Source organism: Streptomyces sp. NPDC043876 (assembly GCF_056435825.1).
The window spans coordinates 564971-589288 of sequence record NZ_JBWKDV010000002.1 but is presented as its reverse complement, the minus strand read 5'-3'; the positions used below and the strand labels follow the sequence as shown (position 1 = coordinate 589288).

Below are 24318 nucleotides of genomic sequence, written 5' to 3'. Positions count from 1 at the left end.
CCGCCCGGCGTTTGAGGGCCCGCCGGAGGCACCAACAACCGGCACCCGCCCTCCCCCGCCAGCCCGGCACATCCAGCCCGCCCGGCGCTTGAGGGCAATCCCACCCCGCCACATCCAGCCCGCCCGGCGTTTGAGGGCCCGCCGGAGGCACCAACAACCGGCACCCGCCCTCCCCCGCCAGCCCGGCACATCCAGCCCGCCCGGCGCTTGAGGGCACAGCCCAGGCCGCCCCGCCGCGCAACGGCACACCCGGAGCCAAACCGGACCTCAGGCCCGGCCCCGCCCCCCGGCCCCGGCCCCGGCCCCGGCCACCCGCTCCGGCACCCGCGGCCCCGGCACGGCCCCGGCCCCGGCCCCGGAACCGGACCCCCCCGCCACCCCCAAAGGCACGGCCGCCCCCCGCGCCCCCGAAAGCACGTACACGAGCCCGAACCCGGCCCCCACGACCACCGCACCGCCCACCGCGTCCAGCACCCAGTGGTTGGCCGTGGCGACGATCGCGCACACCGTGATCACCGGATGCAGCGCCCCGAGCAGCTTCTGCCACCCCTTCGGCGCGAGCACGACGATCACGACGCCGCACCACAGCGACCAGCCGAAGTGCAGCGAGGGCATCGCCGCGTACTGGTTGGAGATCGCGGTCATGGCCCCGTACTGCGGGTGCGCCAGGTCCTGCACGCCGTGCACGGTGTCGATGAACCCCAGGTCGGGCATCAGCCGCGGCGGCGCCAGCGGGTACAGCCAGAAGCCGAAGAGGGCCAGGACGGTCGCCAGCCCCAGCGAGGCCCTGGCCCACCGGTAGTCGGCGGGACGGCGCCAGTACAGGACGGCCAGGATGGTCAACGGCACCACGAAGTGGAAGGACGTGTAGTAGAAGTTGAAGAACGCCTCCAGCCAGCGCACCCCGACCACCCCGTGGTTCACGGCGTGCTCGATGTCGATGCCCAGGGCCCGTTCGATGGACAGGATCTGGGCGCCGTTGCCCTCGGCGAGCGAGCGGCTGGTGGGCGCGGCGGCGCGGATGTGCGAGTAGAGCGAGTACCCGACCCGTATCAGCAGGAGTTCCAGCAGCAGGTTGGGCCGGGCCAGGACGCGCCGCCAGAACGGCAGCAGCGGGATGCGCGACCAGCGCGCGGCGGCGGGCCGGGCGTAGGCGGTGGGCACGGGGTCGCGCCAGTACGGCGAGGTGCGCGGCAGGAACGGCACCGCGCAGGCCGCGGCGAGGGCCGCCAGCAGCGGCACGTTGTCCCGTACGGGCGCCAGCGCGGCCAGGTTCGGCAGCAGCATCGCGCTGGGCAGGGTCATGGCGAGGATCACCGCGACCGGCCACACCGCCCGGTCCGCGGCCCGCTTGCCCACCTTGCCCGCCACCGCGAGCAGCACCCACAGCAGCTGGTGGCGCCAGCCGGTCGGCGACACGGCGACCGCGACGCAGCCGGTGACGGCGACGGCGAGCAGCAGCTGCCCGTCGCGGGCGTAGCGGGCGGCGCGGCGCATGCCGAGCCAGGCGATCCCGGCCGCGAGGGCGACGTACAGCAGGATCTCGGCCGGCCCCGACAGGCCGAGCCGCAGCAGCGCGCCGTGGACGGACTGGTGGGCGAGCCCGCCGGGGCTGCCGCCGAGCCCGGTCCCCGCGAGGTGCCGGATCCAGTACGTCCAGGAGTCGTGCGGGAGCGCGGCCCAGGACAGCAGCGTGCAGGCGGCGAAGGTGGTCGTGGCGGTGCGCGCGGCGCCGCGGCGGCCGGTGAGCCACAGCAGCGGCGCGAAGAGCAGCAGGGCGGGCTGGAGGGCGGCGGCGAGGCCCATCAGGAAGCCCGCCGGACGTTCACCGGGCACCCGGAAGAAGGCGAGCAGCACCAGCAGCACCGGCAGCACGGCGGTCTGCCCCGGGGAGGCGGCCTCGCGGACGGGCAGCGAGACCATCATCAGGGCGACCAGCACGGGCGCGGCCAGCAGCGCGGTGCGCCGGGGCACCGGATCGGCCAGGCCCCGCGCGGCCACCAGCCCGATGGCGGCGACGAAGAGCAGGGTCACGCAGGTCCAGGCGAGCTCCAGCGACTGGTCGGCGAACCCGACCAGCGGCTTGAGGACCAGACCCGCGAAGGGGGTCCCGGTGAACTGCCCGGTGTCGTAGAGCGAGCCGGGCAGGCCGGGCAGATAGAGCCCGGTGAGCCATTCGCCGGGCGGCACGCGCAGCACGGCGGACGCCTGTCTGACGGCCAGGAGGGCCGCCAGCGCCCACAGCAGGAGGCGCGCGGCCCCCAGCCTGCCACCGCTCCCACCACCGCCTATGACTCCGGCATGTCCGTTGACACCGCTGTGCTCCGCCGCGTTGGCCACGCCCCGCCGGCCTCCCGCCCTTGTTGACTGCAACCGTGACTTCGCCTGGCTGCCGCGATGAATTACCCGGGACGACGATATCCCGCGTGGGATACCTAGGATGGCGGGCATGAGCATCGTGAAGATCAACGCACTGTCCGTGCCCGCGGAGCAGCGCGAGGTACTGGAGCAGCGGTTCGCCTCGCGGGCGGGTGCCGTGGAGAACTCGGACGGGTTCGAGTGGTTCGAGCTGCTGCGTCCCGTCGAGGGGACGGATCAGTACCTCGTGTACACCCGGTGGCGTTCGGAGGCCGACTTCCAGGCGTGGATGGAAGGGCCGATGAAGGCGGCGCACCAGGGCGGCGCGGAGCGGCCGAAGCCGGCGGCCACGGGGTCCCAGGTGTGGTCGTTCGAGGTCGTACAGCAGACGGCGCCGAAGCAGGGCTGAGGGCTGGGGGGCGGGGGCTCTGCAGCGGCCTCCGGCCAGGGGCTTCGCTCCCCGGCCGGGGCGCGGGGCCGCTCAGCTCCAGAAGGCGTCGGACTCGTCGATGTCGGCGACGCACTCGTCGATGTCGGTGATCTTGTGGCCGACGAGGGTGAAGAAGAGCCCTCCGCGCATCTCGATGCCTCGGTCGCCGCGGTCGGCGCGCGAGTGGTGGACCGCCATCACGTGCCCGCGGCCGTCAGGGAAGACCGCGTCCAGGTCCACCCGCAGGGTGCCGTTGGTCTCGGCGCCGAGCCGCCGGTAGTGGTCGAGGACGGCTTCCCGGCCCTTGTGGTGCCCGGACAGCGGACTGCTGCCGGGGACGTGGTGGATGACGTCGGCCGTCATCAGTGTGGCCAGCGTCTCCATGTCGCCCGCGCCGAAGGCTTCGTAGCCGCGGCGGACCAGTGCGCAGTCGGGGTGCTCCGACATGGCGTTCACGCCCTTTGATGAGGGGAGGGAGGGGAATTGCCCTTTTTCCTATCATCGGCCCGGCGGTGTGGATATTCCATGCGGCGCGGCGCCCGGGGACCCGAGAATGACGCCATGGAGAGCACGAAGAGCGGTGGCGGACAGAACTGGTCGGTGCGTCCGGAGCGGTACACGGACGCCGACTCGGTCGTCCTGCGCCGCGCGTACTACGCGGAAGTGGCCGGGCGGTACTACAACCGCACGATGACCGAGGCCGAGATCGACGAGGGCCTGACGGTGGACTTCCCGGACGACGACCTCGTCGCGCCCACGGGAGAGTTCCTCGTCGGGCGACTGGGCGGCGAGGCGCTGGCCTGCGGGGGCCTGCGACTGCTGGACCCGGAGACCGCCGAGCTGACACGGGTGTACGTCGACCCCCGCACCCGGGGCACGGGCGGCGGCGCGGCGGTCATCGCGGCCCTGGAGGACCTGGCATGGTCCCTCGGCGCGCGGCGGGTCATCCTGGACACCCGGTCCGACCTGGTGGAAGCCCGAGGGCTGTACGCGAAGCACGGGTACGACGAGATACCCGCGTACAACGACAGCCCGTACGCCGAGCACTGGTTCGGCAAGCAGCGCCCCTGAGGGGGAGGCCGGCGCCGGGTCAGCGGGCGTCGTGGTCCCGGCGCGGCTGCCTGTCGTAGGGCTCCTCCGCGTCGGAGCCGCACAGCTCGGCGTTGAGCTCGCCGACCAGTTTGATCAGGTCGGTGGGCCGCTCCGGGCCCCACCAGTCCCCGAGGAGTTCGGCGAGCGACTCCTGGCGCGCGTCGGCCAGTCGTGCGGCCGCCGCGTGCCCGGGCCCGGTCAGGACCAGCGGCATCCCCTCCCGGACGGCGAGCCCGCGCTCCTCGACCTGGCGGGCGGCGTCGGTGATGGCCTTGAGCGGCACGCTGGTGCGTTCCGCGAGCATCGCCGGCTCGACCGAGCCGTACTTCTTCATCCGCAGCAGCAGCCAGCTGGCGGCGGGCAGGAGGTCGAAGCCCGCTTTCTCGGTGATGTTCTCGTAGACGTGCCGGCGGCCCTCCCGGGTGCCGAGGACCGACAGCGCCCGGGCCACCTCGTCGTGCGAGGAGCGCTGGACCGGGTTGGAGGCGAGGGTCTCCGTCACGTCGGGGGCGGTCACCGAGCCGCGGAGCTTGTCCTCCTTCAGGAACCAGGCGACGAGGAAGGCGAGCAGCACGACGGGGACGGCGTAGAGGAAGACGTCGGTGATGGAGGTCGCGTAGGCGTCCAGGACCCGGGGCCGCAGCGCCGGGGGCAGGGTGGCGATGGCCCGTGGGTCGCCCTTCAGCGCGGCCGCCGTGCCGGGCGGCAGCTGGACACCGGCGAGGGCGGAGACGAGCTTCTCGTCGAGCCGGTTGGTGAAGATCGTGCCGAAGATGGCCACGCCGAAGGAGGCGCCGATGGAGCGGAAGAAGGTCGCGCCGGAGGTGGCGACGCCGAGATCGGCGTAACCGACCGAGTTCTGTACCGCCAGCACCAGTACCTGCATGACCAGGCCGAGGCCGACGCCGAAGACGAAGAAGTAGGCGCTCATCTCCCAGGTGGAGCTGGTGCGGTGCAGCTGGTGCAGGAGCAGCAGGCCGACCGCCGTGATGGCGGTGCCGACGATGGGGAAGACCTTCCACCGTCCGGTGCGGCTGACGATCTGGCCCGAGGCGGTGGAGGAGAGCAGCAGGCCGAGGACCATCGGCAGCATGTGGACGCCGGACATGGTGGGCGAGACGCCCTGGACGACCTGGAGGAAGGTCGGCAGGTAGACCATCGCGCCGAACATCGCGAAGCCGACGATGAAGCTGATCAGCGAGCAGAGCGTGAAGGTCCGGACCCGGAAGAGCTTCAGCGGCAGTACGGGTTCGGCGGCCCGGCGCTCGACGAGCAGGAACGCGGCGAGCAGCACCAGGCCGACGACGGCGAGGCCGATGATCCGCGCCGAGCTCCAGCCCCAGGTCCCGCCGAAGGAGGCGACGAGCACCAGGCAGGTGGCGACGGAGGCGATGAGGAAGGTGCCGAGGTAGTCGATCGTGTGCCGGGAGGAGCGCCTGGGGATGTGCAGGACCGCCGCGATCACGGCCAGCGCGACGAGGCCGATGGGGAGGTTGATGTAGAAGACCCACCGCCAGGACAGGTGGTCCACGAACAGGCCGCCCAGCAGCGGCCCGAGGACGCTGGTCGCGCCGAAGACGGCCCCGAAGAGCCCTTGGTACTTGCCGCGTTCCCGCGGCGGCACGATGTCCCCGACGATGGCCATCGACAGCACCATCAGCCCGCCGCCGCCCAGCCCCTGGAGGGCCCGGAAACCGATGAGCTGCGGCATGTCCTGGGCCAGCCCGCAGAGCGCGGAGCCGATCAGGAACAGCACGATGGCCGCCTGGAAGAGCTTCTTGCGCCCGTACTGGTCGCCGAGCTTTCCCCACAGGGGCGTGGCGGCGGTGGAGGCGAGCATGTAGGCGGTGACGACCCAGGACAGGTGCTCCATGCCGCCGAGGTCGCTGACGATCGTCGGCAGGGCGGTGGAGACGATGGTCTGGTCGAGTGAGGCGATGAGCAGCCCGAGCAGGAGCGCGCCGATGGAGACGAGGACTTCACGGGAGGCGTGTTCGTCGCCGGGGCCGCGCGCGGGATCAACGGCCGACGTGGTCACTTCCTGGGCCATCATCGGCTCCTCCTCGGGGACCGGCCGGTAGGACTTCTCCATCCTGAGCGGTGTGCGCCGTTCCGGCCTGTCGGGAGACCTCGGTCACTGGAGTGGCCCAAGGGCCGAAATCTTTTGTATCCTGATGAAACAAAGTGGCTCCGCCTGCATACCCTGACCGGTAGGCGGAGCCACTTGTTTCATTTCCCGACCGTTCCCCCGCCGCGCAACGTCTGGAGACCCCCGATGCCGGCCAGCACCACCGCCACGACGGCCACCGCCCCCGCCACCGTGACCCTGAGCGCCAGAGCGCTCCTCCTGGACATGGACGGCACCATCGTCAACTCCGACGCGGTGGTCGAGCGCTGCTGGAGCGAGTGGGCGGTGGCGCAGGGGCTGGATCCGCGCGAGGTCATCAAGGTCGTCCACGGCCGCCAGGGCTACGCCACGATGGCGATCCTGCTCCCGGAGCGCCCGATGGCGCAGAACCACGCGGAGAACGCCGAGATGCTCGCCCGGGAGACCGCCGACACCGACGGCGTGGTCCCCGTCGGCGGCGCCGAGGCCTTCATGGCGGCCATCGCGGCCTTCCCGCACGCCCTGGTCACCTCCGCGGACCTGACCCTGGCCACCGCCCGCATGACCGCGGCGGGGCTCCCGATGCCGCGCGTCCGGGTGACGGCCGAGTCGGTGTCGGCGAGCAAGCCGGACCCGGAGGGCTTCCTCAAGGGCGCCGCCGCCCTGGGCGTGGACCCGGCCGACTGCATCGTCTTCGAGGACTCGGAGGCGGGCATAGCGGCGGGCCTCGCGGCCGGCATGCGCGTGATCGGCGTCGGCCCGCGCGCCGCCGCTTACGGTCCCACGGCCCACGTGCCCGACCTCGCCGCGCTGCGGGTCGACACCAGCACCGCGGACACCGTCCGGCTCACCGTCCCCGCGGGGGTCTGAGCCACAGCCGGGCCCCGGGTCGGGTCGGCCGACGGCCGCCCTGGCCCGGGGCCCCGTGCCGCGTTCCGGGGGCCGCGTTCCGGGGGCCGGGGCCCCCACAACCCCTCAGCCCGCGATCGCCTCGTACAGCGAGAACACGGCCAGGGCGGCCATCACGCACGCAGCGACCTTCGTGATCAGCCGCAGCGGGATGTACTTCATCAGCGTGCGCCCGCCCAGGATCCCGATCCCCGCGACCGCCCACAGCGCCAGCACCGCTCCGATGCCGACCGACACCGGGTCGTCGTAGCGGGCCGCGAGGTTGGCGGTCATGATCTGCGTCAGGTCACCGAACTCGGCGACCAGGATCAGCATGAAGCCCGCCCCCGCGACCTTCCAGAAGGACTGGTCGGCGGGCTCCTTGACCTCCTCGTCCTCCTCGTTCTTCTTCAGCAGCAGCATGGCCGCGCCCGCCAGGAACAGGACGCCCACGACCGCCTGCACGAGGCGGTGCGGCAGCAGGGTCAGGACGCTGGCGGCGGCGATGGCCAGCGCCACGTGGACCGCGAAGGCCGCCGCCACGCCCACGAAGACGTAGGACGCGCGGTAGCGGGTGCCGAGCATGAGACCGGCCAGAGCCGTCTTGTCAGGGAGTTCGGCGAGGAAGACGACGCCGAAGGCGATCGCCAGGACGCTGAAGCTGATCACGGGGTGAAACCTCGATCGGTCGGGCAGGACGCCATCGGAACCGAGAGACCAGGGTGTTCAGGGGTCGCTTCGGCACGGCGGCGCCCTGTGTGCAAACAGGACACTGCGGCCGAAGGTCTCGCTGGCCGACCGCTCGCGCGGCCTGCCTCCGGGCGCCGGCTGGGATGACCCAGCAGTATGTCGACGGTCCGGCGAAGAGCTACTCCCCTTCTGCTCGATACAGCGTACGCGACCCCGGGCGCCGCCTGAAATGGGCCCTTGGTCCCGACTCCGGGCTCCCCTTCCCCACCTCCCGCACCCGGCGACGCGCCGACCCACCCCGGAATCACAACCTCCGCTTTCTTTGGGGCAGTTGTACGTCTTGATGTGACGTGCTCATGTCGCCAGGCTGTCACCTGGCGCCCATCCCCGCGAAACCCGGCGCCGCCACCATGGCCGGGCCCCAACCGGGGCGCACGGCCCGTCCCCCCACCCCAAGGGAGCCCTCCATGCCCGCCGTCTACGCGCGTCGCACTGGCATGTTCGCCTCAGCCGCAGCCCTCGCGGCCCTCGCCGCCCTCGTGAACGCGCCGACCGCCCAGGCCGCCCCGCCCGCGCCGATCAGCGCCGCCGCGGCACGGTCGTACCTGGCCACGGTGACCCCCCGGGCGGAAGGTTCCTCCAGCGGCTACAGCCGCGACCTCTTCCCGCACTGGATCACCCAGTCGGGCGCCTGCAACACCCGCGAGGTCGTCCTCAAGCGCGACGGAGTCAACGTGGGCCAGGACTCCGCCTGCGCCGCCGTCAGCGGAAGCTGGTACTCCGAGTACGACGGCGCCACCTGGACCGCCGCCTCCGACCTGGACATCGACCACATGGTGCCGCTCGCCGAGGCCTGGCGCTCCGGGGCCAGTTCCTGGACCACCGCCAAGCGCCAGCAGTTCGCGAACGACCTGACGCGCCCCCAGCTGATAGCCGTGACCGACAACGTCAACCAGGCCAAGGGCGACAAGGACCCGGCCGCCTGGCTCCCGCCGCGGACCGCCTACCGGTGCACGTACGTCCGCATGTGGGTGAACGTGAAGCAGTACTGGGGCCTGAGCATCGACTCCGCCGAGAAGACCGCCCTGACGAACGTGCTCAACGGCTGCTGAGCCTCCCCCGGCGGTTCAATCGATCTCCCCCGCCAGGGGGAATCGCTCTCCCCCCTCCACGCCGTACCTTGTGATCCAAGGGGACATGGAGGAGGGGGAGTTCGATGGCCGGACTGCGTCTGGGACCACTGCTGCGGTATGTCGACTGGGATACGGGTGCCTCGGCGACGATATGGGTCGAGTCCGACCGCCCCGCCACGGCCGAGGTGCGCTGCGCCGACGGCGCGAGCGGGAGCGCGGACACCTTCCAGATAGCCGGCCACCACTACGCCCTGGTCCCGGTGACCGGCCTGACCCCGGGCGCCACCACGGAGTACGAGGTCCTGCTCGACGGTGTCCTTGTATGGCCGCAGCCCGACAGCGGCTTCCCGCCGAGCACCATCAGCACCCCGGTCCCGGCGGCCCGCGGGCGGTCCGGACCGGGCCCGGGGCTGCGGGTCACCTTCGGGTCCTGCCGGCAGGCCGCCCCGCCCGCCGGCCGCCGCGGCCCGCACGGCGCGGACGCGCTCGACACCCTGGCCGCGCGGCTCGCCGCCGATCCCGGGGCGCAGCGGCCCGACCTCCTGCTCCTGCTGGGCGATCAGGTGTATGCCGATCAGCTGTCCCGGCAGACCAGGAAGTGGCTGGCGGCCCGCCGGGACCTGCGCGAGGCACCGGGGGCGCAGGTCGCGGACTACGAGGAGTACACCCGGCTCTACTACGAATCCTGGCTCGACCCGGAGATCCGCTGGCTCCTGTCGACCGTGCCCAGCCTGCAGATATTCGACGACCACGACGTGTGCGACGACTGGAACACGAGCGCCGCCTGGCTGGCCGAGATGCGGGCCACCCCGTGGTGGCGGGAGCGGATCCTGAGCGCGCTCATGTCGTACTGGGTCCACCAGCACCTGGGAAACCTCTCCCCCGCCGAACTGGAGGCCGACCGGCTCTACGCGGCGGTGCGGGAGAGCCCCGACGGGACGGAGGCGCTGCGCGCCTTCGCGGCGGCGGCGGACGCCGACCCGGCCGCCGCCAGCTGGAGCTACCGCCGGGACTTCGGGCGGACCCGGCTGCTGATGGTGGACACGCGGGCCGCGCGGGTGCTCGCGGAGGACCGGCGGGCGATCCTCGACCCGGCCGAGGAGCAGTGGGTCCGGGACCAGGCGCTGGAGGGGCACGGAAGCTACGACCACCTGCTGATCGGCTCCTCGCTGCCCTGGCTGATGCCGCCGCTGGTCCATGACGCCGAGGTGTGGAACGCGGCGCTGTGCCGGGGCGAGCGCGGGCCGCGCTGGGCGCGGATCGCGGAGGATCTGCGGCGGCGCGCCGACCTGGAGCACTGGGCCGCCTTCCCGGCCTCCTTCGAGGCGCTGAGCGACCTGATCGAACAGGTGGGGACGGGGCCCCGCGCTCCCGCGACGGTGCTCGTCCTCTCGGGAGACGTTCATCACGCGTATGTGGCCGAACCCCGAATACCGACCACGGCCCGCGTCTACCAGCTGACCTGCTCCCCAGTGCACAACTCGATCCACACCGCGGTCAAGCTGGGATTCCGGCTCGGCTGGTCGCGCACCGGGCGGTGGCTGGGGCGCGGGCTCTCGCGGCACGGGCGTACGGGCCGGCCGCCGCTGAGCTGGCGGCGTACGGGCGGGCCCTGGTTCGGCAACCAGCTGATGACCCTGGCCCTGGCGGGACGTACGGCGCGGCTGCGGCTGGACCAGGCCCACAAGCAGCGCTGGCCGCGACGGGGCGAGGCGCGGCTGGTGACCGTCATGGACCGCGAGCTGACCGGCGACTGAGCCACTGGTTCCACCCTCATCCGGCGCTGACACGGATCCGACAGCCCGTGTGGCAGGGCACGCACCGGGAGGTGTGACAGTAAACATGACACAGGAGGGTGCCCCGGGGACATGAGGTGGCTGTGTGCGGCGTACGCTGTATGGCTGTCAGCCGCCCCTGCCGCTCCCCCGCGACGTCGCGGCGCTTCAACGCTGAAGCACGTCACTTGGACTGGGGAGTCCCGCTTTGTTTGAGACTGTGGGGTCGCTGACCACGAGCCCGTGGATCTACGCCGTCGTGGCACTTTCGGTGCTGCTCGACGTGTTCCTGCCCGTACTGCCGAGCGGTGTCCTGGTGATCGCCGCGGCCGCCGCGGCGGCCACCGGAAGCGGCGCGGCCGTGGCCGCTCCGGGCCAGGTGCCCGGCATCCTGCCGCTGCTGGCCGTGGCCACCATCGCGTCCGTCCTGGGCGACCTGGCCGCGTACCGGGCGGGCAGCCGCGGCGGTGACTGGCTCGACCGGGCCATCGGCCGTTCGCGCCGGCTCAGCCGCGCCCAGGAACGGCTGGGCGTGGCGCTGGCCCGCGGCGGCGGCGCCCTCGTGGTGATCGCCCGCTTCGCCCCGGCCGGCCGCTCGGTGGTCTCGCTGGGCGCGGGCAAGCGCCACCGCGAGGTGCGCAAGTTCCTGCCCTGGTCACTGCTCGCCGGCATGGCCTGGGCGGGCTACAGCGTCTCGCTCGGCTACTACGGCACCCAGTGGCTCGGCGCGACCTGGCTCGGCACCGCGGTATCGGTGATCGCCCTCTTCGGCGCGGGCGGCCTGGCCGCCTACCTCGTCCGCCGCCCGGCACCGGTCACCGTCCCGGCCTCCTGACGGCGGTCCCCCGCTCCCCCGGGCGCCCGGCACGGTCCTACGCAGTGGCCTCCGCAGGGGCGTGCGCGTGGGCCTGCCCCCGGACGTGCACCCCGTCGAGCAGCACTGCCGTCGCCTCGGCGATGGCCTCCACGGCGGCGTCGAAGACCTCCTGGTTGTGCGCGGCGGGCGCCCGGAACCCGGACACCTTGCGCACGTACTGCAAGGCGGCGGCCCGGATCTCCTCCTCGGTGGCCTTTTCGGGGATGGCTGGCGGTCGCAACGTCTTGATACTCCGGCACATACCCCTACTATCCCCCCGACGGCGGCAGCTCCGCACCGGACAACTTCATGATCAAACCGGCCTGCAACCGCGCCCGCAGCACCGGATCCGCCACCTCCGCGAGCAGCCCGATGGCCTGCTGCGTGGTCTCGGCGGCACGCCGGTCGTCCCGCAGGGAAGCGGTCTGCTGGGACATGTGCCGCAGGGCGATGTCGGCCCGCCGGTGGAAGAGCTGCCCGATCAGCGTGACCACCACCCCGACCGAACTGGTCACGATCCCCAGGTACAGGTCCCCGGTGCTCTCGGCCTTCCACACCGCCAGCCCCACCCCGAGCAGCAAAATGGTCGCCCCGAACCCGGAGAACCGCTGGCTGGTCGCGAAACTGCTGCGCGCCTGCGTGAGCCCGTACGCGTAGTACTCGACGAGCAGCGGCGTGAAGTCGTCCCGCCCGTCCCCGAGCCGCGCCACCCTCACCCGCCGCGGCCGACTGCGCCCCACATCCACGTACTTGGGATCATCCTCATCCCCCACCCCCGCGGGCGCCTCACCACCTCCTCCAGCACCCCCCACCTGAGCGAGCAACCGCTCCCGCTCCTCGTCCCGCAGCCGCTCGAACCGCGCGGCATCCCGCAACGACAGCGCGGCCCCCACACCCCCCGCAGCGGCGACACCCAACCCCACACCGACCCACTCGAAGCTCCCCACCATCCCCCGACCATCCCACGCCCCACCCCCACAAGGAATCCCCCCGCCGACCCCTGTTCCCGACGGCGAAGGCCCGTCGTCACGGCACCCCTTCAGTACCTTCAGCAGCTGAGATCACGCACGGCCCGGACGCGCACATGTACTCGAAGCCGAAGATCCACGACCTCGAAGTGCTCGTCACCGCCGGCCGATGACAGCAATTCGTAAGCCGGGTTGCCCTCACAGCCCTAACCGGGCTTCCTCGACGAGGAGGCCAACATGACCCGGCCGCCCGGGCTCCCGCGCTCCCACCCGCTGATCCGCCTCGTACCCCGAAAAGGTCGAGGACGCCGAGGCGCGGCTGATGGGCATGTGGCGTCTTGGTGGCCTCCGGGCACGAAAAAGGCCCTCCAGCCGGTCACGACTGGAGGGCCTGAGCAGGCTCTCACCTGCTACTTCCTACTGGTGGGCGCGGACGGTTTCGAACCGCCGACATCTGCTTTGTAAGAGCAGCGCTCTACCCCTGAGCTACGCACCCGTGGATGAGTGGACAGCCTACATGGGCGGTGGACCCCGGACGCAAACGCGATCTCTTGGGGGAGAATGAGGGGAGGGCAGGGTGGACGCGGGTGGACGCGGTACGGGAGAGGGATTGTGACAACGGCTTCCCGGCGGTGGTTCGGTGGGCGGGACGAGAGCCGGCGGGCGGAGGCGCAGGCCGCGAAGGATGCGGCCGCCGCCGCGTTCTACGAGCTCGACACCGCGCAGCGGGATCTGCGGATCTCGATAGAGACGATCACGGCCGCGGACGGGTCTCCCGCCGGGCGCCGGGCGGTCGAGGGGTTCGCCGAGCTGGGGCGGCGGATCGACGAGGTCAGTCAGGCCTACATCGAGGCCGTCGACGCGCACGACCTCGACCGGGACGATCTCGACGGCGCGGTCGCCGCGCGGGCCAAGCGGGAGCTTGAGCGGGCCCGCGACGAGCTGGTGCGGGTCAAGGGGGAGCTGGAGCGGTTCGACCAGGGGCTGCGGCCGCTGCTCGACAACGCGGAGTCGCAGCTGGCGCGGGTCGCGCCCGCGCGGGAGCGGGCCAAGGCCGCGCTGCTGGCGGCGGCGAACGCGCTGGACGCCGTACGGGCCGCCGGCATGCGCGCCGATGATCTGGCCGCGCGGCTCGCGGCGCTCGGCCCGGAGCTGACCATGCTCAACCAGGGCGCCGCGCAGCACGGGGTGCCCGCGACGGTGCAGCGCGCCGACCGGATCCTGCGGGACGCGGAGGCGGTGCGGGCGGAGGCGGACCGGCTGCCGGAGCGCGCGGCCGAGATGGACCGCCGCCTGGCGAGCCTGCGGACGCGGGCGCAGGCGCTGCGCAACCGGGCGGACCGGGTGGACCCGGTCCTCAGCGAGCTGCGGCGCCGCTTCAGTGCCGACTGCTGGCAGGACCTGCAGCACGTACCGGAGCAGGCGCTGGCCTCCGTACGACAGGCGGAGGAGCGGCTGGCGGAGGCCGCCGTGGCGCGGCAGGAGCAGCGGTGGGGGGACGCCACCGCGCTGATCACGGTCGTCCGCGAGCTGTTCGATACGGTCGACGGGGCCGTGTCGACCGCCCAGGACCGGCTGACCCGGCTGGAAGCGGTGGCCAAGGATCCGGAGGCCGAGGTCCAGCGGACGCGGTTCGCGATCCGGGACGCGCAACGCCTCGCGATGGAGGGGCGCAGCGTCCCCGATCCGCGGCACGCGCGGCCGCTGGACGAGGCGGTGGCCCGGGTGGAGCGGGCGCTGGCCGGCCTGGAGGGGCGTCATCCGGATTACTGGCACTTCCTCCGGGAGATGGAGGGCATTCGGGCATCGGTGGCCGGGGTCGTCAACGACATGCGGGGGCGGCGCGGCGGCGGCTGAGGGCAAGGGCCCCGTTCGTCCGGGTTGTCCGGTGGTGGGCGCCGGTGGATGCTTGAGGGGCCACGCCGGAACAGAGGAGGGCGCCATGGCTGCCCACGCTTTCCACAGGCCCCGCAGGTCCCGTGTGCCCCATGAGCCTCTCGTCCCCCACGAACCGCCCACATCACCCTCACCGTCCCTCCCCCACGAGCACCATGCGGCCCACGCGGCCTACGGGTGCCACGAGGCCCATGAGTCCTACGCGCCCTACGTCGCCCACGAAGCCGGTGCGGCCCGGGCCACGCAGCCGGCCCTCGTCTCCCTCGATCCGCTGCGGCGCCTCATGCGCCCCGTCAACGCGCGGCTCGACGAGCACCTGCCCACCGACCACAAGCTCAGCAAGGTCTACCGGGTGGGCGCCGGGCTGACCGGGCTGCTGCTCGTCGTCTTCGGGGTCCTCGGCCTCATCGACCGGATCGGGTTCTTCGACACCCGCGGGGACACCGTGCTCGCCCTGAACACCAACGGCACGCTGAGCGTCCTGTCGATCTGCATCGGCGCGCTGCTGCTCCTCGGGATGGTGATCGGCGGCGGTTTCGCCTCGACGCTCAACATCGCGCTGGGGCTGCTCTTCATCGCGAGCGGGTTCGTCAACCTCGCCCTGCTGGACACGGGCCTGAACTTCCTGGCGTTCCGGATCCAGAACGTCCTGTTCAGCTTCGTCGTCGGCGTGATGCTGATGTGGTTCGGGATGTACGGGCGGGTGGGCAGCGCGCTGCCGCACGACAACCCGTACTGGCGCGCACGGCACCCCGAGGCGGCGGCCCGCGAGCAGCGGGCCCTCGTCCGCAGCGGCGGGTAGGCGGCCCAGGGCCCACCAGGCCGACCGGACGGCCCCCGACCGTCTAGCCTGTGCGCATGCCACGTTACGAGTACCGCTGCCGGACCTGCGAGGACGTCTTCGAGGTCAGTCGGCCCATGGCCGAGTCCGCCGCGCCCGCGAGTTGCCCCGCCGGGCACGGCGACACCGTCAAGCTGCTGTCCGCCGTCGCCGTCGGCGGCACCAGCTCCGCCCCCGCGCCCGCCCGAGCGGGCGGCGGGGGCGGAGGCGGCTGCTGCGGCGGCGGAGGCTGCGGCTGACGACGCCGCTGACCGACGCCGCTGACCGACGCCTCCGGGTCCGGCCTCCGCCGGACCCGCCCCGTCAGGCCCGTCAGGCCCGCTTGCGCGACAGCGTCAGGCCGTCCGAGATGGCCAGCATCACGGATTCCATCCGCTTGTCCTGCACCACGTGCTCGTTGAAGGCGCGGACCCCGGCCGCCGAGCCGGTCGCCGACTCGTCCAGCACCGTGCCGTGGAAGAGGGTGTTGTCCGTGACGATCAGAGCGCCCGGCCGCATGCGCGGGACCAGCTCCTCCCAGTAGGCGACCTGGTTCTGCTTGTCGGCGTCGAGGTAGGCCATGTCGATGTGCTCCTCGAAGGGCATCGCGCGCAGCGTGTCCAGGGCGGGCCCGATCCGCAGTTCGACGCGGTCCGCGACACCCGCAGCGGCCCACGCCTCGCGCCCGTACGCCGTCCACTCCTCGGAGACGTCGCAGGCGATCAGCCGTCCGTCCGCGGGCAGTGCCTGCGCCATCGACAACGACGAGAAGCCGGTGAAGGTGCCCACCTCCACGATGTGGCGGGCGCCGGTCAGCCGGACGAGGAAGGCCAGCAGCGGGCCCTGCTCCTCGGCCGACTGCATGCCGGCGGCGTCCGGGAACTTCTCGGCGGTCGTCGCGATCAGTGCGCGCTGGACCTCGTCGAGCGGCGGGTTGTGGGCGAGCATGTACGCGTACAACTCGGCCGTGATCTTGGTGCTGTTGCCTTTGCTCATGCGCTCAGTCTGCCCACCGCGGCGCCCATCCGGCGGAGGATTTCCTCACCCGCCACGACTCCCTTGGCGCCGAGGGCCTGCACGTGGGGTGCGTGCCACTGCGCGTCGGCCAGTTCGCCGTGGCCGGGCCGCCAGCCCTCGTCCGCCGCCTCCAGCAGGTCCGCGTCCAGCAGCGAGTCGCCGGCGGCCAGCGTGTGCGCGGCGCCGGTGCGCCGGGCCACCTCCCGCATCGCCGCGCTCTTGGTCAGCGGGCGCGGGACGGCGTAGATCTTGCGGCCCTGGAGCGAGACGGTCCAGCCGCGCGCCTCGGCCCACTCGGCCAGCGCCTTCAGCCAGGCGTCGGGCACCAGGTCCCGTTCCACCACCAGGTAGGCGAAGAGGTCCTCGGCGACGCGCGCCTTGCGCAGCCACAGCGGGTCGGCGGTGTCCAGCAGGTGCCCGTGCACCTCCTCCAGCGAGGCGCACTCCTGCGCGAGCCGCTTGGCCACCTGGCGCCGCCAGTCCCGGTCGGGCGCGCCGTCGACCAGGAGCTGGCCGCCGTTGGCGCAGATCGCGTAGGGGGCGGGGCGGCCGGGGAAGCGGATCCGCTGGTACTGCTTGCGCGTGCGCGTGGTGGTCGGGACGAACACCACGCGGGAGTCGGCGGTGAGCGCGGCGAGCAACGCGGCCGCCGTCTCCGTCATGAAGGAGAGCGGGCGGCTCTCGTGCACCTCGACGCACAGCAGCCGGGGGGCCACCGGGTCCGGCATGGTCAGCCCGAGGGCCGCCGCCGAGTAGATGAGCGTACGGTCGAGATCACTGGCTACCAGAACGGTCACTTGGCGGACACAGCCTTTCCGTCGGCGCCCGTGGCGCCGCGTGTGAAGCGGGGATGGATGAGTCCTACGCAGGTGTACGGCAGCCCGTCTGCCTCCTCGACCGGCACGCCGCGCTGCTCGGCGAGCAGGCGTACGTGGTCCAGGTCCGCCCCGGCGCCGCGCCGGGCCAGGATCTTCCACGGCACGCGGCGCAGCAGTACGCGGGTGGTCTCGCCGACGCCCGGCTTGACCAGGTTCACGTCGTGGATGCCGTACTCCTCGCTGATCCGTTCCACCGCCGCCCAGCCCTCCCAGGTCGGCGCGCGGTCGGCCGCGAGCAGCTCCTTGACCTCCGCGTCGACGGCTTCCGCCACCTCGTCGAAGCGGGCGGCGACGGTGTCGACGAACTCGACGGAGACGTCGGCGCCGGCCAGCTCGCGGTAGAACTTGGCGCCGTGGAAGTCGTCCGGGCCGACCAGGTCGGCGCGCAGCACGGTCCGCGATATCAGCCCGGAGACGGTGGAGTTGAGGCAGGCCGAGGGGATCAGGAAGTCCTCGCGGGTGCCGTACGTCGACACGCAGCCGCCCGGGTCGGCGAGGACCACGATCTCGGGGTCGAAGCCCGGGCCCCCCGTCTCCTCGCGGTGGGCGTCGAGCGCGGCCTTCAGTTCGCGGGTGATGGCGCCCTTGCCGGTCCAGCCGTCGACGAAGACGACGTCGGCCGGGTCGTGGTGGGCGGCCAGCCAGCGCAGCGCGTTGGCGTCGATGCCCCGGCCGCGCACGATGGACACGGCGTAGTGCGGCAGGTCCAGGCCGTGCCGCAGCTGCGCCCAGCGGCGCATCAGGACCCCGACGGGGGTGCCCGCGCGGGCCAGCGAGACCAGCACGGGACGCGGGGACCGCTCGGCGAGGACGGTCTCGGTGACGGTGCCGACGGCGCGCGCGATCCGGGCGGCGGAGGCGGTCAGGGCGCTGCGGTACAGCTCCTGGTAGTGCGCGCTGGGCTGGTACTCGACGGGCAGGGACTCGGCGTAGTGCGCGCCCCCGGCCTGGATGGCCTCCTCGCGCTCCTCGGTGGGCGCTTCCAGCGCGCGGTCGGAGAGGTCCTGGAGCAGCCAGCCGACGTCCTCGGCCGGGTAGGAGGAGAACGCGGGTCCGCGCAGGGGCTCGGGCATGATCGGCTCCCGCCGGTCGTCGGATACGGGGACGGCTACGGGCGCGGGCACGTAGGACGGTACGACGGCCAGCGCGATCCGCCCGGTGTGCGGGGCGAGCCGGGCGAGCAGGCCGTCGGCGGCGTGCAGGGCCGGGGTGTCGCCGGCCGAGTCCACCACCACGACCACGGTGTCGAAACGGGCACCCTCGCCGCCCGCGCCGACGCGGGCCGAGGGCGCGACGTTGTAGGCGTAGCGCTCGCCGGGCCCGTCGGCGGGGTCGTCGTGGGCGGGGAAGACGAGCCGGGTGCGGATCGCGTAGCCGGGGTCGTCGACCGCCAGGACGGGCGAGCGGGTGGTGGTGGAGAAGCGCACCTCGGCGGCGGCTCCGCTCTCCTCCAGCGCCAGGGCGAGCCGCAGCGGGGCGTACATCAGCTCTTCGTTGCCGAGGACGAGGACCCGCCCGGGGCGCTCGCCCAGGGCGCGGGCGAGCTGCGCCCCGAGGGCGGGCAGGGCCGCCTCCAGCCGGGCGCGGTGGGCGGGCGTGAACCCGTGCCGGCCCCCGTCGGGGACTCCGGCGGGCCAGTCGAGGGGTATGCGTACGGGGGGCGCGGCGGGGGCGGACGCGGGGTGCCTACGGTCCTCCGCGCGCGGGGGCTCGTACGCCCCCGGGGCACCCTCGGCCCCCGCGGCGGCCCGCGCCTCGTACTCCTCCACGAGCCGCGTGCCCCGCTCCAGGACGCCCTCCGGGAGCCGGACGGTGCCGCTCGCCAGGGCGATCAGGTCGACGCGGGCGCCGAGGCCGTCGGCGAAGGCGGTCAGGCGGGCGCGGTCGGCCGGCGAGCGCATGTCCACCAGGGCCACCACGACGTAGTGCTCGCGCGGGTGGCGTGCGTGCAGGTCGCGGATGGTGTTCAGGACGGTGTTGCCCGTGGAGAACTCGTCGTCGACCAGGACCAGCGGGCCGGTCCCCGCCAGCAGCGCCGGGTCCTCCGGCAGCAGCAGGTGCGAGGTGGCGTGCGAGTGGGCCTCCTCGAAGCCCCCGGCGGGCGCGACGCCGGGCACCGGGCGGCGGGTGGAGTGCAGGTAGGGGGCCGCTCCGAGGCCGTCGGCGACGCTGTGGCCGAGCCCGGTCGCGGTCTCGGCGTACCCGAGCACCACGGCGGAGGCGGCCGCCGCCTCGCCGAGCAGCTCGCGCACCCGCAGCCCCAGCCCGTACCCGGCGCCGTGGACCACCGCCGGCGACTGCGGCACGTGCTTGCCGAGCACCCGGGACACCAGCAGGTGCGCCCGCTTGGGGTTGCGGCGCAGGGCCAGCCCGAGCAGCTCGGTCAGCCGCGGCCCGGCAGCCGGGGCATCCGGGCCCGGAGCGTCCGGAGCCGGGCCGTCCGGCCCCGCCGCGGCACCCGCGCCCGCCACGGGGCCCGGCCCCGCCCGGCCCGGCGCCTCCTCCAGGGCGACGCCCAGCCGCTCCGCGACCCACGTTCCCGACCACACCGCTGTTCCCGACCGCACCGCTTCGATCTCCTTGCCCTTCCTCGTCGACGACACCCGGCCCGGACGCACCGGGTGTCAGACCCGGAGTCCGGCGGTGAGGAGGTCGACGAAGCCGACCTCCTCCTTGGCCACACCGAAGACCTCCGCGCGCAGCATGGTGCGCTCGGCCCAGGCCCGGTGGGGCTTCACCTCGTTCATCTTGTTCGTATAAGCCGATCTCATCACTCCACCACCGCCGCGCTCCGGGCGCAGGATGTCCTGGGCGTCGCTGAACTCCTCGTGCGACACCACCGACAGCGCGTGCACGGGGGTGACGTGTGCGGGGTGGATGCAGGTTTTGCCGAGCAGACCGTTCGCCCGGTCGAGTTCGATCTCGCGGAGCAGGCCGTCCAGGTCGTGCTCGATGAGCGCCGTGCGCAGTTCCTCGACCCCCTCCTCCAGGAAGGGGCTGCGGCGCAGCTGGGGCTTGAAGAGGCGCTGCTGGCTGCGGAAGTACTCCCAGACGGGCCCGGTGACGGTGAAGCCGGTGCCGTCGGCCCGGCTGAGGACGTTGACCACGTCGGCGATCACACCGGCGACGATCTGGACGTCGTAGGCCGTCATGTCGGGGGTGCGGCGCAGGCCGTAGGCCGAGCAGAAGTCCGTCACGCCCAGGCGCAGCGCAAGGACGCGGTCGCGGTAGGCGTTGACGGTGCGCGAGATGCCCGCGAGGGCCTCCACGCGGGTTTCGAGGTGGAGCAGGTCGGGGGTTTCCAGGACGGGCATCGCGTAGAAGCGGCGCCCGCCGGCCTCCTCGGCCTGTCCGACGGCGTCGAGGAAGGCGGTTCCGCGACTCTCCGTGAATTTCGGCAGTACGAATCCGGCCAAGCGGCGGGCCGAGGCCCCGAGGCGCCGGACGATGTCGGGGATCTGTTCGGGCTCGCGGATCCGGATGAAGAGCAGCGGGGCTTCCGCGTCGCTCGCGTCGATCTCGGCGAACTGCCGGACGAGGTTCTCCTCGCCGCCCGCGACATCGGCGTCGCTGATGGAATCCTCCAGGCAGAGGACCATGGAGACGACGCCGCGGCCCGCCTGCTTGGCCACGTCGGCCGCGAGGTGGGGGCGGGTGGCGGGGCTGTAGAGGGTCGCGCCGAGCGCCGCCGCGAGCGTACGGGCGGGCGAAGCGGAGGAGAACTCGACGGGCTCCTGGTGGAAGAGGTCCTTGCGGACAGTGGGTGATATGTGCCCGAAATGACGCATGTGCTTCCCCCGTACTGCCTCGGCGGCCCAACTGGCATGGCCGGTAATAGTACGTACGAATGCGTTCCCGGAGTTCCTCGGGCACATGAAGTTCGGGTAACCCTCTTGCACCCTGCACGGGTCCCGCGCGGCCGACAAGGCCCGCGCACGACACTCCGGGGGGCCCGCATTGTCCCGGCCCGCCCCGGGAGGGCAGGATGACCGCCATGACGCACGCGATGCAGAAGGGCTCCAACATCCCGGTGACCGCCGCCGCGGTCCGGGCGGTGCTGCGCTGGACCGGTGGGACCGAGGTGCCGGACGTGGACGCCTCCGCGCTGCTCGTGGGGACGGACGGCCGTGTGCGTTCCGATGAGGACTTCGTCTTCTACAACCAGCCCCGGCACCCCTCCGGGGCGGTCTGGCGCCTGGGCAAGAAGCGGGTCGGCGACGCGGTCACCGACGCCGTCCAGATGGACCTGGTCTCGGTGCCCGGCTGGGTCGACCGGGTGCTGGTGGTCGTCTCGGCCGAGGACGTGCCCTTCGAGCGGGTCGGCGACCTGCGGATCCTGCTCTACGACGCCACGGTCAGCGGCGGCACCGAGCCCCTGGCCTACTTCGACGTGCGGCCCGAGACGGGAGCGGAGACGGCCCTGATGTGCGGGGAGGTCTACCGCCGGGGCGAGGGGTGGAAGTTCCGCGCGCTGGGCGAGGGGTACTCCAACGGGCTCGTCGGGCTGGCCACCGACCACGGGATCTCGGTGGACGACGGCGCCGGCGACGCGGAGGCCGCGGCGGCCGGGCAGGCCGACCGGACGGCGGCGATGCGGCCGCCGGCGCCGGTCACCGCGCCCCCGGCGCCCGTGGTGGCGCCCACCCAGGCCCCGCCCGCCGCGCCGCCCGCCTACGGCTACCCGCAGCACGTGTCCCCCGCACCGGGCGGGGACCCGTCCTTCCGGCTGCCGGTGCAGGGGCCGCAGTTCCTGCGCCGCTGAGCGGCGCCGGGCGCGCTCACGCCTTGGTCTTGTAGCCCCGGCCCCACTGGAGCCCCCAGCCGTACAGCCGGTCCAGCTCGGCCTGGAACCCGTAGACGAACTTGACCTCGCGCCGCACGACGAGTTCGCCCTTGACCTTCTCCAGGGTGACCACCGCGCAGGAGCGCGCCTGCGGGTGGCGCTCCTCCAGCGGGATCTCTATCCGCGGTCCGGTGACCGGGAAGAGGGTCACCATGGCGTGCGTGCGGTCGAAGGCGGGGGTCTGGTCGTAGATGTAGACGAAGAGCAGCAGCCGCTTGATCTCGTCGGCGTGGTCGAGGTTGACGTAGAGCGTCTCGCCGGAGGCCGAACCGAACCGGTCGTCGCCGCTGAGCTTGACGTACGGCGGGTCGTTGATGTCCCCGAGCAGGTTGCCCAGGGGCTGTACGGCCCCCCGCGTACCGTCGGTCAGCTCGTACAGGCAGCCGAGGTCGAGGTCCACGTTGACCACGCCCTGCGTGTGCGCCTGCACCATGTCCGGTTTGAAGAGCTTGAACGGGTGGCGCAGCAGCCCGCCGCCCGTGCCGGAGCGGCCGCCGAAGTCGGAGGTCCGCATCCGCCAGGACAGGTTGACGCGGAGGTTGCCGTGGACCGCCCCCTGTTTGGTGAGCGACACCGTGGGGTGCCGTTTCGTCAGCTCGATCGCGTTGGACGACGCGCTGCCCGACTGGAACTGCGAGGCGCGGGCGCCCCTGAGACCGTCGAAGAAATCGATGAAGCCCATGTCCATCCCCCCTGGGTTCGCACGCGCGGGACGGGGCGGCGTGGGAAACCCCGCGCCGCCCCGCAGTTGAGCGTTCCGCATTACCGCCGCGATCATGCCTGGACGGCGGACTCCTCCAGTGCGGACTCCTGGAGCGCCAGGCGCTTGTTGCGGCGGACCGAGGACCAGAAGGACCAGGCGATCAGCAGCACGCCGACGAGGCCGGTGATGACCTCGTGGATCTCGTACTGGATGGTGACGAGCAGGATGACGGCGAGCGCGCCGATGGCGTAGTGCGCGCCGTGCTCCAGGTAGACGTAGTCGTCGAGGGTGCCCTGGCGGACCAGGTAGACCGTCAGCGAACGCACGTACATGGCACCGATGCCGAGGCCGAGGGCCATGAGCACGATGTCGTTGGTGATCGCGAAGGCGCCGATGACCCCGTCGAAGGAGAACGACGCGTCCAGGACCTCCAGGTAGAGGAACATGAAGAACGCGGCCTTGCCGGCCATGACGACCGCCGAGACGGGGCTGCCGCTCTTCTTGGCGGCTTCCTCCGCCTCGTGCTCGGCCTCTTCCTCCTCTTCGAGCTTGTTCTCGAAGTAGCCGGAGAGACCGCCGACGATCATGTACGTGATCAGGCCGGCGATGCCGGAGATGAGCACGGTCTGCGCCTTGTCCACGTGCGCGCCGCCGTGCTGGTGGGCGCGGGCGGCGAAGGTGAACGACGTGATCAGCAGGGCGATCAGTGCGAGGCAGGCGGACAGCATGTCGATCTTGCCGAGCTTGGCGAGGGGACGCTCGAGCCAGGCGAGCCACTTGATGTCCCGGTCCTCGAAGATGAAGTCGAGGAAGATCATCAGCAGGAACATGCCGCCGAAGGCCGCGATGGCCGGGTGGGCGTCGGTGACCAGCTGCTGGTACTGGTTCTTGTCGGTCATCGCGAGATCGACGGCCTCGATGGGCCCGATCTTGGCAGTGATCGCCACGATCACGACGGGGAAGACCAGACGCATGCCGAACACGGCGATGAGGACGCCGACCGTGAGGAAGATCTTCTGCCAGAAGGCATTCATCTTCTTCAGGATTCCGGCGTTGACCACCGCATTGTCGAAGGACAGCGAGATCTCCAGGATGGACAGGATCGCGACGATCCCGAACGCGGTCCACCCCCCGTAGAGAACCGCCGCGGCCAGGCCGAGCGCGGTAATCGCGAACGACCAGCCGAAGGTTTTCAGAACCACGGGCACCCCATCGTCTTGTACGGCTTTACGAAACGTTGACCCCGAAGTCTAGAGCGATGCCCCGCAGTCCCGACGCGTACCCCTGCCCCACGGCCCTGAACTTCCATTCGGCGCCGTAGCGGTAGACCTCGCCGAAGATCATCGCGGTTTCGCTGGAGGCGTCCTCGGAGAGGTCGTAGCGCGCCAGCTCCTGGCCGTCCGCCTGGTTCACGACGCGGATGAAGGCGTTGGTGACCTGGCCGAAGGACTGGCCGCGGGCGTCGGCGTCGTGGATGGACACCGGGAAGACGATCTTGTCGCAGGACGCCGGGACCTTGGTGAGGTCGATCAGGACCGACTCGTCGTCGCCCTCACCCTCACCGGTGAGGTTGTCCCCCGTGTGTTCGACGGATCCCTCGGGGCTCTTCAGGTTGTTGTAGAAGACGAAGTACTCGTCGCCGAGCACCCGGCCGCCCGCGCACAGCAGCGCGCTGGCGTCGAGGTCGAAGTCCGCGCCGGTGGTCGAGCGCGCGTCCCAGCCCAGACCGATCAGCAGCCGGGTCAGGTTCGGTGCGGCCTTGGAGAGGGAGACATTGCCCCCCTTGGCGAGTGTGACGCCCATGATGTGGTCCTCCCCGGAGATGTGCCGGCGACGGTGCGCCGATGAAGAACATCCGGCGCCG

At 72.4% G+C, this 24318-nt stretch carries 23 protein-coding genes and 1 tRNA gene; 10 read left to right on the top strand and 14 right to left on the bottom strand.

Annotation, left to right across the window (positions count from 1 at the left end; translation table 11 throughout):
* Positions 1–267: 267 nt before the first annotated feature.
* Complete coding sequence (locus AC0693_RS07780) at positions 268–2340, bottom strand: bifunctional glycosyltransferase 87/phosphatase PAP2 family protein (protein ID WP_478801225.1); 2073 nt, start codon at positions 2338–2340, stop codon at positions 268–270.
* A gap of 109 nt (positions 2341–2449) precedes the next feature.
* Here AC0693_RS07780 and AC0693_RS07775 point away from each other — a divergent pair, with 109 nt between their 5' ends.
* Positions 2450–2767 carry an antibiotic biosynthesis monooxygenase family protein gene (locus AC0693_RS07775; protein WP_469318780.1) on the top strand — a complete coding sequence of 106 codons (318 nt, stop codon included), beginning with the start codon at positions 2450–2452 and terminating at the stop codon, positions 2765–2767.
* A gap of 72 nt (positions 2768–2839) precedes the next feature.
* Here AC0693_RS07775 and AC0693_RS07770 read toward each other — a convergent pair whose 3' ends face one another.
* Positions 2840–3235 carry a nuclear transport factor 2 family protein gene (locus AC0693_RS07770; RefSeq protein WP_356416156.1) on the bottom strand — a complete coding sequence of 132 codons (396 nt, stop codon included), beginning with the start codon at positions 3233–3235 and terminating at the stop codon, positions 2840–2842.
* A gap of 114 nt (positions 3236–3349) precedes the next feature.
* On the opposite strand from AC0693_RS07770, the gene AC0693_RS07765 reads away from it, so the two are divergent.
* A complete protein-coding gene (locus tag AC0693_RS07765; RefSeq protein ID WP_478801224.1) occupies positions 3350–3859 on the top strand; it encodes a GNAT family N-acetyltransferase in 510 nt (169 codons plus the stop codon).
* Between the two features lie 19 nt (positions 3860–3878).
* Here AC0693_RS07765 and AC0693_RS07760 read toward each other — a convergent pair whose 3' ends face one another.
* The gene (locus tag AC0693_RS07760) at positions 3879–5930 is read right to left on the bottom strand and encodes an MDR family MFS transporter (RefSeq protein WP_478801362.1); all 2052 of its coding nucleotides are present in this window, start codon (positions 5928–5930) and stop codon (positions 3879–3881) included.
* Positions 5931–6155: 225 nt separating this feature from the next.
* On the opposite strand from AC0693_RS07760, the gene AC0693_RS07755 reads away from it, so the two are divergent.
* The gene (locus AC0693_RS07755) at positions 6156–6857 is read left to right on the top strand and encodes an HAD-IA family hydrolase (RefSeq protein WP_478801223.1); all 702 of its coding nucleotides are present in this window, start codon (positions 6156–6158) and stop codon (positions 6855–6857) included.
* 105 nt (positions 6858–6962) lie between these two features.
* Here AC0693_RS07755 and AC0693_RS07750 read toward each other — a convergent pair whose 3' ends face one another.
* Entirely contained in the window at positions 6963–7544 is a 582-nt protein-coding gene (locus tag AC0693_RS07750) for a TMEM165/GDT1 family protein (RefSeq protein WP_356416148.1), read from the bottom strand.
* Positions 7545–8032: 488 nt separating this feature from the next.
* On the opposite strand from AC0693_RS07750, the gene AC0693_RS07745 reads away from it, so the two are divergent.
* The 3 genes from AC0693_RS07745 to AC0693_RS07735 all read left to right on the top strand — a co-directional run bounded on the left by AC0693_RS07745 (position 8033) and on the right by AC0693_RS07735 (position 11308).
* Positions 8033–8677 carry an HNH endonuclease family protein gene (locus tag AC0693_RS07745; RefSeq protein ID WP_478801222.1) on the top strand — a complete coding sequence of 215 codons (645 nt, stop codon included), beginning with the start codon at positions 8033–8035 and terminating at the stop codon, positions 8675–8677.
* 104 nt (positions 8678–8781) lie between these two features.
* Positions 8782–10455, top strand: coding sequence for an alkaline phosphatase D family protein (locus AC0693_RS07740; protein ID WP_478801221.1), 1674 nt, complete (start codon positions 8782–8784; stop codon positions 10453–10455).
* 226 nt (positions 10456–10681) lie between these two features.
* Positions 10682–11308 (top strand): DedA family protein, encoded by a 627-nt coding sequence (locus AC0693_RS07735; RefSeq protein WP_356416141.1) that lies wholly within the window; start codon positions 10682–10684, stop codon positions 11306–11308.
* Between the two features lie 37 nt (positions 11309–11345).
* Here the strand turns inward: AC0693_RS07735 and AC0693_RS07730 are convergent, their stop codons facing one another.
* The 3 genes from AC0693_RS07730 to AC0693_RS07720 all read right to left on the bottom strand — a co-directional run bounded on the left by AC0693_RS07730 (position 11346) and on the right by AC0693_RS07720 (position 12793).
* Entirely contained in the window at positions 11346–11591 is a 246-nt protein-coding gene (locus AC0693_RS07730; protein ID WP_356416138.1) for a DUF2277 domain-containing protein, read from the bottom strand.
* 7 nt (positions 11592–11598) lie between these two features.
* Positions 11599–12279 carry a TRADD-N-associated membrane domain-containing protein gene (locus AC0693_RS07725; RefSeq protein ID WP_478801220.1) on the bottom strand — a complete coding sequence of 227 codons (681 nt, stop codon included), beginning with the start codon at positions 12277–12279 and terminating at the stop codon, positions 11599–11601.
* A 439-nt stretch (positions 12280–12718) separates the two neighbouring features.
* Positions 12719–12793: transfer RNA gene (locus AC0693_RS07720), tRNA-Val, on the bottom strand.
* A 65-nt stretch (positions 12794–12858) separates the two neighbouring features.
* Here AC0693_RS07720 and AC0693_RS07715 point away from each other — a divergent pair.
* From AC0693_RS07715 to AC0693_RS07705, 3 genes are all read left to right on the top strand, one after another.
* Positions 12859–14154 carry a hypothetical protein gene (locus AC0693_RS07715; RefSeq protein ID WP_478801219.1) on the top strand — a complete coding sequence of 432 codons (1296 nt, stop codon included), beginning with the start codon at positions 12859–12861 and terminating at the stop codon, positions 14152–14154.
* A 322-nt stretch (positions 14155–14476) separates the two neighbouring features.
* Entirely contained in the window at positions 14477–14995 is a 519-nt protein-coding gene (locus tag AC0693_RS07710) for a DUF4383 domain-containing protein (RefSeq protein WP_469319477.1), read from the top strand.
* Between the two features lie 56 nt (positions 14996–15051).
* A complete protein-coding gene (locus AC0693_RS07705) occupies positions 15052–15273 on the top strand; it encodes an FmdB family zinc ribbon protein (protein WP_356410230.1) in 222 nt (73 codons plus the stop codon).
* A gap of 73 nt (positions 15274–15346) precedes the next feature.
* On the opposite strand, the gene AC0693_RS07700 is transcribed toward AC0693_RS07705, so the two are convergent.
* From AC0693_RS07700 to AC0693_RS07685, 4 genes are read right to left on the bottom strand one after another with little or no spacing between them, the layout of a single operon-like run.
* Positions 15347–16009, bottom strand: coding sequence for an O-methyltransferase (locus tag AC0693_RS07700; protein WP_468463350.1), 663 nt, complete (start codon positions 16007–16009; stop codon positions 15347–15349).
* On the bottom strand, positions 16006–16827 hold the full coding sequence (locus AC0693_RS07695; protein WP_356410224.1) for an HAD family hydrolase: 822 nt from the start codon (positions 16825–16827) through the stop codon (positions 16006–16008). Before AC0693_RS07695 ends, AC0693_RS07700 begins: the two co-directional genes overlap by 4 nt.
* Entirely contained in the window at positions 16824–19475 is a 2652-nt protein-coding gene (locus AC0693_RS07690) for a phosphoribosyltransferase (protein ID WP_478801218.1), read from the bottom strand. Before AC0693_RS07690 ends, AC0693_RS07695 begins: the two co-directional genes overlap by 4 nt.
* 57 nt (positions 19476–19532) lie before the next feature.
* Positions 19533–20696 (bottom strand): HpcH/HpaI aldolase/citrate lyase family protein, encoded by a 1164-nt coding sequence (locus AC0693_RS07685; RefSeq protein ID WP_356410218.1) that lies wholly within the window; start codon positions 20694–20696, stop codon positions 19533–19535.
* A 206-nt stretch (positions 20697–20902) separates the two neighbouring features.
* Between AC0693_RS07685 and AC0693_RS07680 the strand changes: the two genes are divergently transcribed.
* Positions 20903–21670: a TerD family protein gene (locus AC0693_RS07680; RefSeq protein WP_356410301.1), complete on the top strand. Its 768-nt coding sequence runs from the start codon at positions 20903–20905 to the stop codon at positions 21668–21670.
* A 16-nt stretch (positions 21671–21686) separates the two neighbouring features.
* Here AC0693_RS07680 and AC0693_RS07675 read toward each other — a convergent pair whose 3' ends face one another.
* The 3 genes from AC0693_RS07675 to AC0693_RS07665 all read right to left on the bottom strand — a co-directional run bounded on the left by AC0693_RS07675 (position 21687) and on the right by AC0693_RS07665 (position 24257).
* Positions 21687–22424: a TerD family protein gene (locus AC0693_RS07675; protein WP_468463562.1), complete on the bottom strand. Its 738-nt coding sequence runs from the start codon at positions 22422–22424 to the stop codon at positions 21687–21689.
* Positions 22425–22525: 101 nt separating this feature from the next.
* On the bottom strand, positions 22526–23656 hold the full coding sequence (locus AC0693_RS07670) for a DUF475 domain-containing protein (protein ID WP_478801217.1): 1131 nt from the start codon (positions 23654–23656) through the stop codon (positions 22526–22528).
* A 25-nt stretch (positions 23657–23681) separates the two neighbouring features.
* The gene (locus AC0693_RS07665; protein ID WP_356410212.1) at positions 23682–24257 is read right to left on the bottom strand and encodes a TerD family protein; all 576 of its coding nucleotides are present in this window, start codon (positions 24255–24257) and stop codon (positions 23682–23684) included.
* Positions 24258–24318: the final 61 nt, after the last annotated feature.